The sequence below is a fragment of the Janthinobacterium amylolyticum genome (assembly GCF_051380655.1).
GTDB lineage: Bacteria > Pseudomonadota > Gammaproteobacteria > Burkholderiales > Burkholderiaceae_D > Janthinobacterium.
In genome coordinates, this window is the sequence record NZ_JBNYXL010000011.1 from 261,236 (window position 1) to 275,551 (window position 14,316).

Consider the following 14,316-nt stretch of genomic DNA (forward strand, 5'->3'; position numbering starts at 1 on the left):
CAGCCGACTTACGCCGCGTGCTGGCGGAAGTTCGTTTCCGCCGACCACACGGCGCTGGCACGCGCCAGCAGGACGGCTTCGCCATCGGCCAGCCAGTCGTCCGCGTCGGCGATCTTCCACATGGCTTGCAGCAGCTTGCGGCGCAGGTCCGGGTCGCTGATTTCATCGAGCAGGCTGTCGATGACGCCGTTGCTCAGTTGCACGGCGCCATGCACCGTCGAGGTCAGCATGTCATCGCACAGGTTTTGCAGCAGCAATTGAAAGGCGCCCGGCTCCAGCTCGATATGCTCGAGGATCTTGCTGCTGTGCATGGCTTGCAGTTCGGCGCTGGCCAGGTTGCCATCGACAATCATCATCAGGGCCAGGATACGTCCCGCTGCCTGGGGACTGTTGACTTCATACGTACGCATAGTTTTTCTTTCGCTTATCAGTTTAAAAACGCGCCCCGCCATTGCAGGGCGCGCGGTACGGCATTTACTTCTTGTCGCTACGGGTGATGAACACGCTGGCCACGCAGCTGGACACGATCAGCACCGCCACCACCAGCAAGGACGCTTCCACCGGCACGTGGTACCACGGCATGATCAGCATCTTTGCGCCGATGAACACCAGCACCATCGCCAGGCCATACTTGAGCATATGGAAACGGTCAGCCACATCCACCAGCAGGAAATACAGGGCGCGCAATCCCATGATGGCGAACAGGTTCGACGTGAAGACGATGAACGGGTCCGTCGTGATGGCAAAGATCGCCGGGATCGAATCGACCGCGAATACCAGGTCCGTCACTTCGATCAAAATCAGCACCAGGAACAGCGGCGTGACATAGCGCAAGCCATTCTTGGCGACGAAGAAACGCTCGCCGTGGTCGCCGTCCGCCACCCGCAAGTGACGGCGGGCAAAGCGCAGCACCGGGTTGTTCGCCACGTCCGGCTCGGCATCGGCCGCCACCAGCATGCGCATGCCGGTAATCAACAGGAATGCGCCAAACAGGTACAGCACCCAGCTGAACTCGCTCACCACCCAGGCACCGGCCATGATCATCACGGCACGCATCACGATCGCGCCCAGCACGCCGTAAATCAGCACGCGGCGCTGATACTGGATCGGCACCTGGAAGGCGCTGAAGATCAGCAGGAAGACGAACACGTTATCGACCGACAGCGCTTTTTCGATCAGGTAGCCGGAAAAGAATTCCAGCGCCTTCTGGTTGGCGATCTCGGGTCCGGCCGTGCCGTTCAGATACCACCACAGGCCGCCGTTGAACAGCAGGGCCAGGCTGACCCACACCAGCGACCAGGTCGCCGCTTCCTTGACGCCCACCTTGTGCGCCTTGTTGCCGCCGAAGACGAACAGGTCGAGCGCCAGCATGAACAGGACGAATACGATAAAGCCGGCCCACATGGGTGCCGTTGCAATGCTTTCCAGGCCGTTCATCGGCGGCCTCCGTCAGTGTTGATGTCTACCTTGCAGCACATGGTGTTCTCCTCGCATGAATAACAAGCAGCCATCATATGCCTAATTAAAACATCGAACAAATCGAATATAATTAACACATACATCGAATAATTCGATGTATTAACAAACAGGATCAATGATGTCCACGCTTAACTTCAAACACTTGCGCTATTTCTGGATGGTGGCCAAGACGGGCAGCATCGCCCGCGCGGCCGAGCAGCTGCACCTGACGCCGCAATCGATCTCCGGCCAGCTGGGCGACTTTGCCGACAGCCTGGGCGTGGAGCTGTTCCGCCGCAGCGGGCGCAACCTGGAGTTGACGGACACGGGCCGGCGCATCCTCAGCCATGCGGAAGAGATTTTCAGCGCCGGCGATGAATTGCTGGAAATCGTGCGCGACCAGTCGCGCACCACGACGACGACCTTCCGCGTCGGCTGCGCCGATTCCGTGTCGAAACTGATCGCCTGCCGCCTGGTGGAACCGGCGCTGAGCCTGGCCGAACCGCTGCGCATGATTTGCCGCGAGGGACGCCTGGCCAGCCTGCTGGCGGACCTGGCCGTGCACCGGCTCGACCTGATCATCGCCGACCGCCCCATGCCGGCCCACCTGAGCGTGCGCGGTTTTAACCATTTGCTTGGCGAGAGCGGCATGACCCTGTTCGGCACCAGGGCGCTGGCCGCCACCCTGCAGGGCGATTTCCCCCAGTGCCTGGACCGCGCCCCGCTGCTGCTGCCCGGCGAGGATTTCGCCATTTACGGCCGCCTGCTGCAATGGCTCGGCGAAAACAATCTGCACCCGCGCATCGTCGGCGAATTCGACGACAGCGCCATGATGAAGGCCTTCGGCCAGTCCGGCGCCGGCCTGTTCTTTGCGCCCACCGTCATCGCGCCCCAGGTCTGCGAACAGCACGGCGTGGTGGCGTTGGGAAGGGTCGACAACCTGGTCGAGCAAGTCTATGCCATCACCACCGAGCGGCGCCTCAGCCATCCGGCCACCGTCGCCATCAGCCAGAGCGCGCGGCGCGAACTGTTCGTATAGGCACCCGCCGCCCGCCTTGCCGCTGCGTGCTGACGACGAGCTTGCCTGGCTGCCCGCCCCGCTCCAGCAGCGCATGCGCGCACCGCATGCTGGCGCCACTCGGCAGCACCAGGCTGCCCCGTGGCTGGCGGTCGCCGGGCCGCAGCTGGCGCCGACAGTGCGGGCGCTGGTCGATTTCCTGGCTGGCGCGGGTCTGCTGTCGTCAATTGCCCACAAATAAGGCAGAGCAAAAACATTCGAGCAAATATATCGCTATAATGGCAAGTCTCCCCGACGCCCTGCGGGCCCCTTCCTGGACTTGCCGCAATGAAGCACTTGCACGACATCCCCTCTGCCTTCAAGCATGAATTTGCCAACCCGCGCCTGTGGTGGTCGCGCGCCGTCGTCGTCGGCATGGCGGCCATCGCCGGCCTCGTCGTCGTCGGCTTCACATGGCTGGCGGAAGAGGCGCTCGATCTTTTCCTGTTTTTTAACGGCAAGGCCTGGTGGTTCGCCCTGCTGTGGACACCCGTTTGCGCCGCCGTGCTGGTCTGGCTGACGCGCCGCTACGCCATGGGCGCGGCCGGTTCCGGCATCCCGCAAGTGATGGCGACCCTGGACCCGGCCGTCGCGCCCGAGCAGCGTTCACTGTTTGTCTCGCTGAAACTCAGCGCCGCGAAGATCCTGCTGACGGCGGGCGGCTTACTGGGGGGCTTGTCCCTGGGGCGCGAAGGCCCTTCCGTGCAAATCGCCGCCGGCGTCATGCTGGCCGCGCGCCGCTGGCTGCCGCGCCACTCGCAAGTGAGCGCCCATTCGCTGCTGGTGGCCGGCGGCGCGGCCGGCATCGCGGCCGCCTTCAACACGCCGCTGGCCGGCGTCATGTTCGCCATCGAGGAACTGTCGCGCTCGCCGGAGCAGCGCAACAGCGGCCTGATCGTCGCTGGCATCGTGCTGGCCGGCATGATGGCCGTCTCCATCCACGGCAACGCCACGCACTTCGGCATCATCCACCCTGGCCCCATCGGCCTGGCGCTGGCCCTGCCCGGCTTGCTGGTAACCTTGGTCGCCGGCGTGGCGGGCGGCCTGTTCGCGCGCCTGCTGCTGGCCTCCGCGCGCGGCAATCCGCTGGGCAAGCTGTCCGCGTGGAGAACTGGCCGTCCCGTGCTGTTCGCCGCCGTCTGCGGATTATTGGTGGCGGCGATCGGCATCGCCAGCCATGGCGCCACCTTCGGCAGCGGCACCGTGGCCACGCGCGCCATGCTGGAAGGTTCGGCCGACGTGGCGCCCGCCTTCGTCGCATTCAAGTATGTGGCCACCTGGCTGACCGTCTGGTCGGGCGTGCCTGCAGGCATTTTCGCCCCCTCGCTGGCCATCGGCGCCGGCATCGGCCACGATATCGCCGTGCTGCTGCACTATCCGCACGCGCCCGCGCTGATCGCGCTGGGCATGGTGGGCTTCCTGGCGGCCGCCACGCAGGCGCCGCTGACGGCGTTTATCATTGTCATGGAAATGGTCGACGGCCACGGCATGGTGCTCAGCCTGATGGCCTGCGCCGTGGTGGCCAGCACCGTGTCGCGCGTGCTGAGCGAACCGCTGTACGGGGCGCTGGCGCAATTGCAGCTGCAGCGCCTGCCGCAAACGGAGCGCGGCACTACATCGTAAAGGGAAACGGCTGCATGCCGGCCTGGCGGTCGTCGGGCGCGACCACGGCCAGCAAGGCGCTCAAGCCCTGGTTCAGGTGCGCCAGGCTGGCGGCGTCCAGCTGGCTCAGCGCACTGGGCAGCAAGCCGCGTGCCGGCTGGGGCGCGCTGGCGATCACCACCTGGCCTTGCTGCGTCAGGGTCAGGGTCACCACGCGCTGGTCGGGCTGGTCGCGCGCCTTGCGCACATAGGCTTTCTTGACCAGCGCATCGACCAGGTTGCTGGCCGTGGTCTGGTGGATGGACATCCTGGCGGCCAGTTCACCCATGCGCAGGCCCGGGCGTTCGAGCAATTCCTGCATCACCCACAATTGCGCGCCCGACACGCCGCACTGCTTCTCGATCTGCGCCGAATGCCGCTGCGCCGCGCGCATGACCACGCGCATGTTTTGCAAGGCCATGCCCTGCGCCTTGGCCACCGTCGCCAGGTCCACCACTTCCGCTTCCACCACCATTGCCTCCAGTTATCCGCTCCGGCTTCGCGCCTGCTGGCGGGCCGGAATCCGTACATGATACCTGCAATGAAGGGCGCCCCCTACCGCCTATTGACCGGCGGGTGCTTGCGCTCCGGCCTGCCAAGCCTTCTGCCACAGCTGTTTGCCCCGCTTATCCCAGCGGCGCTCGATGCCCTGCTTCTTGCCATGCTCATACGGCACAATCTGCAGCAGACTGCCGTCGCTCGCCCACACTTGCAGCAAGCCATGGCGCTGGCCATCGCGCATCGGGATGACCTTGGCACGCACGCCATTGTCATACCATTCCGTGACATCGCCCTGCTCGCGCCCCTGCGCGTCCTGCTGCCAGGCGATCGACGGCTTGCCATTGCGGCTCCACTTCTGCATGCTCAGCAGCTTGCCCTTGCGGTACAGCGCCTTTTGCGCCAGCTGGCCATTGTCATGGCTTTCAAACGACCAGCCATCGGGTTCGCCATCCACCCAGACCTTGCGCGCGAGCACCTTGCCATCCTCGGCAAGCGTGAGGAATTCGCCATCCTGCTTGTCATTCCTAAAGTGACTGCGCTGGAACAGCTTGCCATCGGCGTAAAACACTTCCTGCAAGCCATGCATCTTGCCGCCTTTCAGGAAGGCGCGGCTGCTCATCCTGCCATTCGGCCCGTACGACACGTACTCGCCATCGGCCATCTGCTTGCCGTGGTAACTGATGCGGTTCATCAGCTGGCCATTTTCATGGTAATTCTCGGAGATGCTGTCGCGCCCGTTCGCCAGCAAGGTCACGCGCTGCTTGACCTGTCCGTTTGCATAGAATGAGGTGCTGCCCGTCAGCACATTGCCCTGGGCATCGAGCCGCTCGTCGCGGGCCAGCTGTCCACTCGGGTAATACCACTTGCGCAGGTGGCGGAAACTGGCCTGGCTCAGATCGGGGCCGCTGGCATAGGTTTCCAGCGCCACCGTGCCCGGCGCGTCGGGGAACTCCAGCAGCACATGCCAGGCCCCCAGCGCCTCGTCGCGTACGGGCGCCGTGCGCAGCGCATACGCGGCGTGGCGCGCATCGCTCGCCGCATAGTTTTCGTCCAGATAGACGCTGTTGTCCTGCGTCTGCTGTTGCGTCTGTGCCGGAGCCGGCTCCTGCGCCGCCAGCGGCAGCGCCGTCATGAGCGCAGCCAGCAGCACCAGGCGCATGCCGCGTCGATATGGCAGGCTGGTCCCTGTATGGATGCGCGCCACTATTGCGCCGCCACCGGTTGGCCATCGTGCCAGGCCTGCTCCAGCACCAGCTTGCCATCCTTGTCCCACTGCCGCTCGATGCCGTGCTTCTTGCCGTGTTCATACGGCACGATTTGCCGCGGGCTGCCATCGCTATGCCAGGTGCGCAGCAAGCCGTGGCGCTGGCCTTCGACAAACGGCGTCACGCTGGCGCGCACGCCGTTGGCATGCCAGTCAGTCGTGTCGCCATGGTCGCGCCCCTGCGCGTCTTTCTGCCAGGCAAACACGGGCCGGCCATTCGGACCCCACGTTTGCAAGCTGAGCACGGCGCCTTTCTGGTACAGCGTCTTGTTCGACATGACGCCATTGCCATGGCTTTCAAACGACCAGCCGTCAGGCTGGCCGTGCACCCACACAGTCTTGGCCAGCACCTTGCCGTCCTCGGCATACGTGACAAACTCGCCCTCGCGCGTGCCATCGACAAACTGTCCCCGTTGGAACAACTTGCCATCGGCATAAAACGATTCCTGCACGCCATCCATCTGGCCATTGCGGCGATACGAGCGGTTGCTGACGGCCCCGTTCGCGCCATACGACACGTGCTCGCCATCGGCCATCTCGTCGCCGTGGTACAAGGTGCGGTTCATCAGCTGGCCGTTCTTGTGATACGTTTCCGAGATGCTGTCGCGCCCGTTCGGCAGCGGCGTGACCTTCTGCTGGATCTGGCCATTCTCGAAGTACACGCAGCCGCCCAGCAGCTCCTCGCCCTGGGCATTGAAGTAGGTTTCGCGCAGCAGTTGGCCATTTTCGTAGTAATACTTGCGAAAGCGCACGAACCTGATCTGGCTCAGGTCCAGGTCCGTGGCATAGGTTTCAAAGGCCAGCACGCCCGGCGTATCGGGAAATTCGAGCCGCACATGCCAGGCGCCCAGCGCCTCGTCGCGCTCCGGCGGCGTGCGCAGTGCATACACGGCGCGGCGCTGATTGCTTGGCATGAAATTTTCATCCAGATACATGGTCTTGTCCTCTTCCTGTGCTTGATCGCCTGCGCTTGCCGGCATTGGGCCCTGGGCCCGCGCCGCCAGCGGCAGGGCCGCGCTCATGCCCAGCGCGGCGGCCAGCAGCCAGCGCATCGTGTGTTGATTTTTCATGTTGTTCCATTGTTCATGTTGCTTTGCGGCCACCATCATAAAGGCAAGCGCCGTGCGCCACGAGCACGATTGCCGCAAAAAAAGCCGGGACCCGACCTGCTGGTCCGGTCCCGGCCCGGGGACATGCGCTGGCGCGGCAGGGGCCGCTCGTCAGCCCACGCTATCCTTGTGCGGCGACAACTGGCTCGCATGCAGGCGCGCATACGCGCCCCCCTGCTGCAGCAAGGCAGCGTGGCTGCCCGATTCCACCAGGCGGCCGCCCTGCATGACAACGATGCGGTCGGCGCTTTCAATGGTGGACAGGCGGTGGGCGATGACGATGGTGGTGCGGTTGCGCATCAGCACTTCCAGCGCCGCCTGCACCGAGCGCTCCGACTCCGTGTCCAGCGCACTGGTCGCTTCATCGAGCAGCAGGATGGGCGCATCCTTGTACAGCGCGCGCGCGATGGCCAGGCGCTGGCGTTGCCCGCCCGACAGACGCGAACCATTCTGCCCCGCCTGGGTCGCGTAGCCTTGCGGCATCTGCATGATGAAATCGTGGGCGTAGGCGGCGCGCGCCGACGCCTCGATGCGCGCCTGGTCCGGCGCCGGGTCGCCGTAGGCGATGTTCGCCGCCATCGTGTCATTGAACAGGATCACGTCCTGGCTGACGAGGGCGAACTGGCGCCGCAGGGCCAGCAAGGCATAGTCGCGCACGTCGACGCCGTCGAGCAGGATCTGGCCGCCGCTGACGTCATAGAAGCGCGGAAGCAAGCCCAGCAAGGTGGTCTTGCCGCCGCCGGAGCCGCCCACCAGGGCCACCGTCTCGCCGGCGCGGATGTCGAGCGAGATATTGCTCAAGGCCGTGGGCGCATCGGGATCGTCAGTGTTATAGCGGAAACTCACGTTTTGCAAGGACAGATTGCCCTCGACGGTGGCCGGCGCGAGCGTGCCCGGGTCCGGTTCCAGTGGCGTATCGATCAGGCTGAAAACGGACTCTGCCGCCGCCAGGCCCCGCTGCAGCGGTTCATTGATCTTGGTCAGGTTCTTGATCGGCGACTGCATGGCCATCAGCGCGCCCATGAAGGCAACGAAGGCGCCCGGCGTGATGGCGCCGCTTTGCGCGCGCAGCATGGCAAAATAAATCACCGATGCCAGGGTAATGCCCACCAACATCATGATGAAGCCGGAATTCATGGCCGAGGTGGCAGCATGCTTGACGGCCAGCTGGCGGTTGCGCTTGACCACGTCGACGAAGCGCGCCTGTTCGTAATCCTGGCCGCCGAAGATTTTCACCACGCGCTGGCCGCCGATGCTTTCATCGAGCACGGACGTCAGCTCGCCCACGGCTTGCTGCGAACTCTTGCTCAGGTGGCGCATGCGGCGTCCCGCCAGGGTCACGACGATGGCCACGATGGGCATCGATGCCATGCAGAACAGGGCCAGCTTCACGTCGATGCTGAACAGCAGGATCAAATAGCCGATGGTGGCGACGGAATCGCGCACCATTACGTTGAGCACGTTCAAGCCCGCCTGCGATACCTGGCTGGCATCGAAGGCCACACGCGACTGCGTCAGGCTGGTGGTGGTGGTGTCGAAGAAACGGCTGGGCAGGCGCATGATGGTGGCGAACATCTGTTCGCGCAGGTCGGCCTGCACCCGGCTCGATAGCCATACGGAACCATAATCGCCGGAGAAACTGGACAACATGCGCAGCGCGGCCAGGCCCAGGATGGTGGCGGGTATCACCCACAAGTCCACCTGGCCCGCCTGGGCCGGCAGGAAACGGTCGACCCAGCCCTGCAGCACGCCCATCACGCCGGAGGTGGGCGCGACCTGCGCGCTGGCCGTGTCGCGCATGGCGTCGACAACGTTTTGCAACTGGCGGATTAACAACACATCGGTGGCGGACGCCACGCCCACCGCCAGCAAGGTGGCGGCAACGATGGCGCCATAGCGGCGGAACTGGCCGGCCAGGCGGAAGAACAGGAGGCGACTTTGCTGCATGCAGGTGAGAAAAGTTAGGGTAAAGCGTGATTCTAACCGCTGCAACACTTACTTATAAGAAAGTCTCACCCTGCCGGGGAAAAGCCGGCAAGGAAGCTGCACAAAAAGCAAAATTATACTTTCGCCACTTTCCAGGCCTGCGTGCCAGCCTTGCAAACTTTCAGTTTCAAGGTCTGCTCCTGGCCCTTGGCGCTCAGGGCCACTTGCACCTTGCGGCAGGTTTGCGCATCGGTCTTTTCCGTATCGCTGGCAGTGATCTCGGCATTGATGCGCACGGAATTGCGCAAGCCTTCATTACTCCATTGCACGGCCTCGCCATCCTTCTTGTCATTGAGCACGTCGGTGACGGCCTTCACGAAGACGGGCTTGTCATTCTTGTTCAGGTAAGCCATTGGCGTATCGGCCAGGAAACCGAGGCCGACGGCGGAAGCGGAAGCGCTGCAGGCAGCCAGCGCGAAGGTGGCAACGATTTTCTTGTAGTGTGTACGCATCATGTCCTGCCCCTTAAAGTGAATTCGATATTACTTGCAGTATCTGCTCCGATAGTACGCTTGATATTACTCCGGACAATACTGTTAACACCGGCATTCTATATTTGTTTTTGTAAAGCAAGTGCACACTTGACTTGCCCCGGCTTCAGGCATTCAATGAACATTGTTTCCGATTATTAACTTTGCGCGTAGTAAATGGCGCGGCAACGATGAAAGGATGGCGCGATGGCACTGGCTCAGGAACAGCATCTGGCGGACACCTGGCAGACGGGCGGCTTGAAGCCGCGCGCCTGCGATTGCGGCGGCACGGTCTTCACCATCCTGCACCAGCGGGTGATGGCGGACATGCGGCGCCGGCAGTTTCTCGGCGGCGCGGCCGCCATGCTGGCGCCCTTCATTGGACTGTCCACCAGCAACGCCATCGCTCAGCAGCCGCAAGCGCCGCAGCGCCCCGTGCTGCTGACCAATCTGCGCCTGTTCGACGGCACGGGCAAGCCGCCCCGCGCCGGCATCCACGTGCTGGTGACGGGGCCGCTGATCACCGCCCTGCTGCCGGCGGGCGAAAAAGTGGAGGGTGCCCGCGTCATCGATTGCCAGGGCAAGCTGGTGATGCCGGGCCTCATCGACGCGCACTGGCATACCATGCTGGCGGCCATCAACCAGGTGACGGCCATGACGTCAGACGTCGGCTATCTGTACCTGGTGGCGGCGCAGGAAGCGCAGCGCACCCTGTTGCGGGGATTTACCGCCGTGCGCGATCCTGGCGGCCCCGCCTTTGCCTTGAAACGCGCCATCGATGAAGGCATCGTCGATGGGCCGCGCATCTTTCCCTCTGGCGCGATGATTTCCCAGACCTCGGGCCATGGCGACTTCCGCCTGCGCTCGGAGATTCCCCGCGCTGCCAACGCGCCGCTGGGCCTGGCGGAAACGGCGGGCATGGCGATGATTGCCGATGGCGAAGCGGAAGTGCTGCGCCGCGCGCGCGAGCAACTGATGCTGGGCGCGACGCAAATCAAGATGATGGCCGGCGGTGGCGTGGCCTCGATGTACGATCCGCTCGACAGTACCCAGTATTCGGAGCGCGAACTGCGCGCCGGCGTGGAAGCGGCCGCCGACTGGGGCACCTATGTGATGACCCACGTGTACACGCCGAAAGGAATCCAGCGGGCCATCCGCGCGGGCGTGAAAAGCATCGAGCACGGCCAGCTGGCGGACGACGAATCCGTGCGCATGATGCGCGATACGGGCACGTGGTGGAGCCTGCAGCCGTTCCTGCAAGACGCCGATGCGAATGTCTACCCGGATGCGGCGCGCAAGGCCAGCCAGGCCATTGTTTCGGAAGGCACGGTGAAGGCGTATGCGCTGGCGCAAAAGTACGGCATCCGCACGGGCTGGGGCACGGACATCCTGTTCAACGCCAAAAACACGCCAACGCAGGGACGCCAGCTGGCCAAGCTCACGCGCTTTTACGACCCGCTGACCTTGCTGGCGCAGGCGACAGGACAAAATGGCGACCTGCTGGCCCTGTCCGGCCAGCGCTCGCCCTACCCTGGCGCCCTGGGCAGGCTGGCCGCGGGTGCATGGGCCGACTTGCTGGTGGCCGATGGCGACCCGGCGAAGAACCTCGATTTCCTGGCCCAGCCGGAAGAAAAGCTGCTGCTGATCATGAAGAACGGCCGCATCTACAAGGACAAATTGAGCGCGCCACTGGCAGGCTGAAGGCGGGCGCGTTGGCAACCACGCTGGCTTGCCGCATAATGCGCCCATGTTCAAACTGACCTTCCTTGGCACCTCTTCCGGCGTGCCCACGCGCTACCGCAACGTCACGTCGCTGGCCCTGCACACCACGCACAACCGCGACTGGTGGATGATCGATTGCGGCGAAGCCACGCAGCACCGGCTGCAGCGCCTGCCGCTGTCCGTGCATGACCTGGTGGGCATCTGCATCACCCATGTGCATGGCGACCACAGTTACGGTCTGCCGGGCTTGCTTGCCAGCGCCTCCATGACAGGCCGCACGAAGCCCTTGCTGCTGATCGCCCCGGCCGCCATCAAGGCCTGGATCGACGCCACCTTGCTGCATACGGAACTGTTCCTGACGTATCCGCTGATCCATATCGACGTGGACAGCGCGCCGGTCGTGCACCAGGAAGCGGGCTTGACCATCTCGCGCCACGCCCTGTCGCACCGCGCGCCCAGCGTCGCGTACCGTTTCGCGTTGGAAACGCAAAAAAGGAAGATGGACAAGGCAGCCCTGCTGGCGGCAGGCGTGCCGCCCGGTCCCGCCTGGGGCGTATTGCAGGCGGGACAGGATGCCGTCCTCGACGACGGGACGGTCTTGTCCGCCGCCACATTCCGCCAGACCGAAACGCAGCGTGCCACGGTGGTGATCGGCGGCGACAACGACACGCCGGCGCTACTGGCCGATGCCTGTGCCGATGCGCAACTGCTCGTGCATGAAGCCACCTATACGGAAGCCATGCTGCAAAAAGTGGGGCCCGGCCCCACGCACAGCTCGGTGCAGCGCGTGGCGCAGTTCGCCGAATCGGCGCGCCTGCCCAATCTGATCCTCACCCACTTCAGCGCCCGCTATCACAATGCGCAAGGCATGGCCGAGCTGGAAGCGGAAGCGCGCCTGCATTACTCGGGTCAGCTGTTCCTGGCACGCGACTTCGACAGCTACGAACTCGATGCGGCCGGCGTATTGAGCAAGCTGCCGGCCAAATCGCCCGTCAGTGCGGATTGACGCCAAACTGCGCCGCATACTCGGCGGCCAGCGCGCGCGCCGCCTGCTGCTGTGATGGCGTAAGGATTTCCAGCAACTGGTCGCGGTTCTTGATCGATTGCGCGCTGCCCGCCTCGGCCGGCATGGCGATCCACGCATACGCCTGCACATAATCGAGTTCCACGCCCTGGCCTTGCGCGTACAGCAAGCCGTATTCGTTCTGCGCCGACAGGGAGCCGGCCTCGGCGGCCTGCTTGTACCAGAAAGCCGCCTCGGCAAAGTCCTGCGCCACATCCACGCCCTTGCGGTACGCCTGGGCCAGGTTGAATTGCGACTGGCCATCACCCGCCTCGGCCGCCTGGCGTCCATACACGAGCGACTGCGCCATGTCTTGCGCGACGCCATCGCCGCTCGCATACATCAGCGCCAGATTCGCCAGTGACGGCGGAAAGCCCGCTTGCGCGGCGGCCGTGAACAGTTCCACCGCTTTCGACACGTCTTGCGTCACGCCATGGCCCTGGTAATACAGGCTGGCCAATAAATGCTGGCCGGCCGGATCGCCGGTACGCGCGGCGGCCTCGAATTGCTTGTATGCCTCCGCGTGATTACCGTCGTTATACGCGAGGATGCCCGCTTCATTAAAAGATTCAGGAGAGGATGTCATAGAATTCCTTATTCGGGGATTTTTGGAATTGTACACAGCACTGTTCCGCGCGGAATGCACGATAGGGAATGGTGCAGGACATTGCCCAAATCATGCGTTATGATCGCGCACTAGCTGATGCAATCGGAGCATTTTGCTCCAGTGCCCGCCCAAGAATATCGCCATGAAATTGATTACCCTGCTTTTATCCCTGCTGTTATCCCTGGTTTTCACCTCCGCGTATGGCGGCACGCTGCACCTGGATAAAGCCGTGACAGGCAAGGTGTCGCAGGCCGCCGAACTGCGTTATGCGAATCACGATGAAACACAGACCTACCAGCTGAAAATCGGCAAGCAGTGGGTTAATGGCAATTGCAGCAGCAGCGGCACGGGCAATTTGCACGCGCTGCTGGCCGACATGAATTTCGACGGCCACGCCGACCTGTGGATCACCGGCTACACGGATAGCCAGGGGCGCGTCCGCTGCTCCGACGTGTGGCTGTGGGATGCATCAGGGAAAAACTACAGTTTCAACAAGCCATTATCAGCCATTCCGAATCTGAATATCGGCATGGCAGATCAACGCATCGAAGGCGGCATCGCCAATTGCGGCTGTGCGGCGCAGTGCTTTTATGAAGACAGTTACGCGTGGCGGGCAAAGCAATTAATCACCATCGCCCGGCGCGAACAGGATTGCGAGCGCTATCGGGAATACCGCTTGAATGCACAAAACGACTTGATCATCGTCAAGGATGAAATTATCGATAGCGCCAAACCCGACCAGCAGGCAATCGAGAATACCAAAATAATTGACTGGCAGCGCCATGCAAAGATCATGCGCAAACAGTGGGAATGATATGCATCCCGCCATGGACACGACACCACAGAGTAAATACATGACGACACAGCCAACATCCATCACTTTCCATGCCGCCAGAGCGGAAGACACGGCCGCCTTTATCGAATTGCGCGGCAAGACCCGGCAAAACGCCATTACCGAGGAACGCCTGGCGGCGGTGGGCATCACCGCGGCATCCTGGGCGGAAATGATGCGCTCGGGCAGCCTGCCTGGCCACGTCTGCCATCGCGATGGTCAATTGGCCGGCTATTGCTTCGGCGAGCGCGACACGGGAGAGATCATCGTGCTGGCCCTGCTGCCGGAAGTCGAAGGCATGGGTATCGGCAAGACCTTGCTGGCACTGGTCATGGCGGACCTGCGCGCGCAAGGCCACGCGCGGCTGTTCCTCGGCTGCTCCAGCGACCCCGCCTCGCGCTCGTACGGCTTTTACCGCCACCTGGGCTGGACTTCCACCGGGGAAACGGACAAGTATGGCGATGAAGTACTGGAGTGCCGATTAACGGCCTAGGTGTGATGTTTCAATAGGTTGTTGTGGTTCATTCGGATTGGATTTGAGACACTGGAAATCGCCAAACCCCCAGTTCTCAAGGAAACCAACCGAATGAACATCCATAAGAATGC

14 protein-coding genes are annotated in these 14,316 nt (G+C 63.2%); 6 read left to right on the top strand and 8 right to left on the bottom strand.

What is annotated here, in order from left to right; genetic code table 11:
• Positions 1–8: 8 nt before the first annotated feature.
• Positions 9–410: a tellurite resistance TerB family protein gene (locus ACQ4WR_RS23255; RefSeq protein WP_436490161.1), complete on the bottom strand. Its 402-nt coding sequence runs from the start codon at positions 408–410 to the stop codon at positions 9–11.
• Between the two features lie 64 nt (positions 411–474).
• Complete coding sequence (locus tag ACQ4WR_RS23260) at positions 475–1,437, bottom strand: TerC family protein (protein WP_102294253.1); 963 nt, start codon at positions 1,435–1,437, stop codon at positions 475–477.
• Between the two features lie 160 nt (positions 1,438–1,597).
• Between ACQ4WR_RS23260 and nhaR the strand changes: the two genes are divergently transcribed.
• Positions 1,598–2,497 carry a transcriptional activator NhaR gene (gene nhaR / locus ACQ4WR_RS23265; RefSeq protein WP_102294252.1) on the top strand — a complete coding sequence of 300 codons (900 nt, stop codon included), beginning with the start codon at positions 1,598–1,600 and terminating at the stop codon, positions 2,495–2,497.
• 306 nt (positions 2,498–2,803) lie between these two features.
• Entirely contained in the window at positions 2,804–4,138 is a 1,335-nt protein-coding gene (locus tag ACQ4WR_RS23270; RefSeq protein ID WP_436490162.1) for a chloride channel protein, read from the top strand.
• Here ACQ4WR_RS23270 and ACQ4WR_RS23275 read toward each other — a convergent pair.
• The 5 genes from ACQ4WR_RS23275 to ACQ4WR_RS23295 all read right to left on the bottom strand — a co-directional run bounded on the left by ACQ4WR_RS23275 (position 4,128) and on the right by ACQ4WR_RS23295 (position 9,471).
• Positions 4,128–4,631: a MarR family winged helix-turn-helix transcriptional regulator gene (locus ACQ4WR_RS23275; RefSeq protein WP_436490163.1), complete on the bottom strand. Its 504-nt coding sequence runs from the start codon at positions 4,629–4,631 to the stop codon at positions 4,128–4,130. The two genes, ACQ4WR_RS23270 and ACQ4WR_RS23275, sit on opposite strands and share 11 nt — an antisense overlap.
• An 87-nt stretch (positions 4,632–4,718) precedes the next feature.
• Positions 4,719–5,816 (bottom strand): toxin-antitoxin system YwqK family antitoxin, encoded by a 1,098-nt coding sequence (locus tag ACQ4WR_RS23280; protein ID WP_436490164.1) that lies wholly within the window; start codon positions 5,814–5,816, stop codon positions 4,719–4,721.
• A gap of 44 nt (positions 5,817–5,860) precedes the next feature.
• Positions 5,861–6,991, bottom strand: a complete 1,131-nt coding sequence (locus ACQ4WR_RS23285; protein ID WP_436490166.1) for a toxin-antitoxin system YwqK family antitoxin — start codon at positions 6,989–6,991, stop codon at positions 5,861–5,863.
• Positions 6,992–7,141: 150 nt separating this feature from the next.
• Positions 7,142–8,977: a lipid A export permease/ATP-binding protein MsbA gene (msbA, locus tag ACQ4WR_RS23290; RefSeq protein WP_436490167.1), complete on the bottom strand. Its 1,836-nt coding sequence runs from the start codon at positions 8,975–8,977 to the stop codon at positions 7,142–7,144.
• A gap of 113 nt (positions 8,978–9,090) precedes the next feature.
• Positions 9,091–9,471, bottom strand: coding sequence for a hypothetical protein (locus ACQ4WR_RS23295; protein WP_436490169.1), 381 nt, complete (start codon positions 9,469–9,471; stop codon positions 9,091–9,093).
• A 222-nt stretch (positions 9,472–9,693) separates the two neighbouring features.
• Here ACQ4WR_RS23295 and ACQ4WR_RS23300 point away from each other — a divergent pair, with 222 nt between their 5' ends.
• Entirely contained in the window at positions 9,694–11,187 is a 1,494-nt protein-coding gene (locus ACQ4WR_RS23300) for a metal-dependent hydrolase family protein (protein ID WP_436490170.1), read from the top strand.
• A gap of 46 nt (positions 11,188–11,233) precedes the next feature.
• Positions 11,234–12,214: a ribonuclease Z gene (locus tag ACQ4WR_RS23305; protein ID WP_102294243.1), complete on the top strand. Its 981-nt coding sequence runs from the start codon at positions 11,234–11,236 to the stop codon at positions 12,212–12,214.
• On the opposite strand, the gene ACQ4WR_RS23310 is transcribed toward ACQ4WR_RS23305, so the two are convergent.
• The gene (locus tag ACQ4WR_RS23310; protein WP_102294242.1) at positions 12,201–12,857 is read right to left on the bottom strand and encodes a tetratricopeptide repeat protein; all 657 of its coding nucleotides are present in this window, start codon (positions 12,855–12,857) and stop codon (positions 12,201–12,203) included. The genes ACQ4WR_RS23305 and ACQ4WR_RS23310 overlap by 14 nt on opposite strands.
• 163 nt (positions 12,858–13,020) lie before the next feature.
• Between ACQ4WR_RS23310 and ACQ4WR_RS23315 the strand changes: the two genes are divergently transcribed.
• Together ACQ4WR_RS23315 and ACQ4WR_RS23320 are read left to right on the top strand one after the other, a co-directional pair.
• Positions 13,021–13,692: an XAC2610-related protein gene (locus ACQ4WR_RS23315; RefSeq protein WP_146012358.1), complete on the top strand. Its 672-nt coding sequence runs from the start codon at positions 13,021–13,023 to the stop codon at positions 13,690–13,692.
• A 13-nt stretch (positions 13,693–13,705) separates the two neighbouring features.
• Positions 13,706–14,203 carry a GNAT family N-acetyltransferase gene (locus ACQ4WR_RS23320; RefSeq protein WP_436490172.1) on the top strand — a complete coding sequence of 166 codons (498 nt, stop codon included), beginning with the start codon at positions 13,706–13,708 and terminating at the stop codon, positions 14,201–14,203.
• Positions 14,204–14,316 lie beyond the last annotated feature (113 nt).

Coding starts and splice junctions, on each gene's coding strand:
- nhaR (WP_102294252.1), top strand. CDS start 1,598: ATGTCCACGCTTAACTTCAAACACTTGCGCTATTTCTGGATGGTGGCC.
- ACQ4WR_RS23300 (WP_436490170.1), top strand. CDS start 9,694: ATGGCACTGGCTCAGGAACAGCATCTGGCGGACACCTGGCAGACGGGC.
- ACQ4WR_RS23310 (WP_102294242.1), bottom strand. CDS start 12,857: ATGACATCCTCTCCTGAATCTTTTAATGAAGCGGGCATCCTCGCGTAT.
- ACQ4WR_RS23255 (WP_436490161.1), bottom strand. CDS start 410: ATGCGTACGTATGAAGTCAACAGTCCCCAGGCAGCGGGACGTATCCTG.
- ACQ4WR_RS23320 (WP_436490172.1), top strand. CDS start 13,706: ATGGACACGACACCACAGAGTAAATACATGACGACACAGCCAACATCC.
- ACQ4WR_RS23295 (WP_436490169.1), bottom strand. CDS start 9,471: ATGATGCGTACACACTACAAGAAAATCGTTGCCACCTTCGCGCTGGCT.
- msbA (WP_436490167.1), bottom strand. CDS start 8,977: ATGCAGCAAAGTCGCCTCCTGTTCTTCCGCCTGGCCGGCCAGTTCCGC.
- ACQ4WR_RS23285 (WP_436490166.1), bottom strand. CDS start 6,991: ATGAAAAATCAACACACGATGCGCTGGCTGCTGGCCGCCGCGCTGGGC.
- ACQ4WR_RS23280 (WP_436490164.1), bottom strand. CDS start 5,816: ATGCGCCTGGTGCTGCTGGCTGCGCTCATGACGGCGCTGCCGCTGGCG.
- ACQ4WR_RS23275 (WP_436490163.1), bottom strand. CDS start 4,631: ATGGTGGTGGAAGCGGAAGTGGTGGACCTGGCGACGGTGGCCAAGGCG.
- ACQ4WR_RS23260 (WP_102294253.1), bottom strand. CDS start 1,437: ATGAACGGCCTGGAAAGCATTGCAACGGCACCCATGTGGGCCGGCTTT.
- ACQ4WR_RS23305 (WP_102294243.1), top strand. CDS start 11,234: ATGTTCAAACTGACCTTCCTTGGCACCTCTTCCGGCGTGCCCACGCGC.
- ACQ4WR_RS23270 (WP_436490162.1), top strand. CDS start 2,804: ATGAAGCACTTGCACGACATCCCCTCTGCCTTCAAGCATGAATTTGCC.
- ACQ4WR_RS23315 (WP_146012358.1), top strand. CDS start 13,021: ATGAAATTGATTACCCTGCTTTTATCCCTGCTGTTATCCCTGGTTTTC.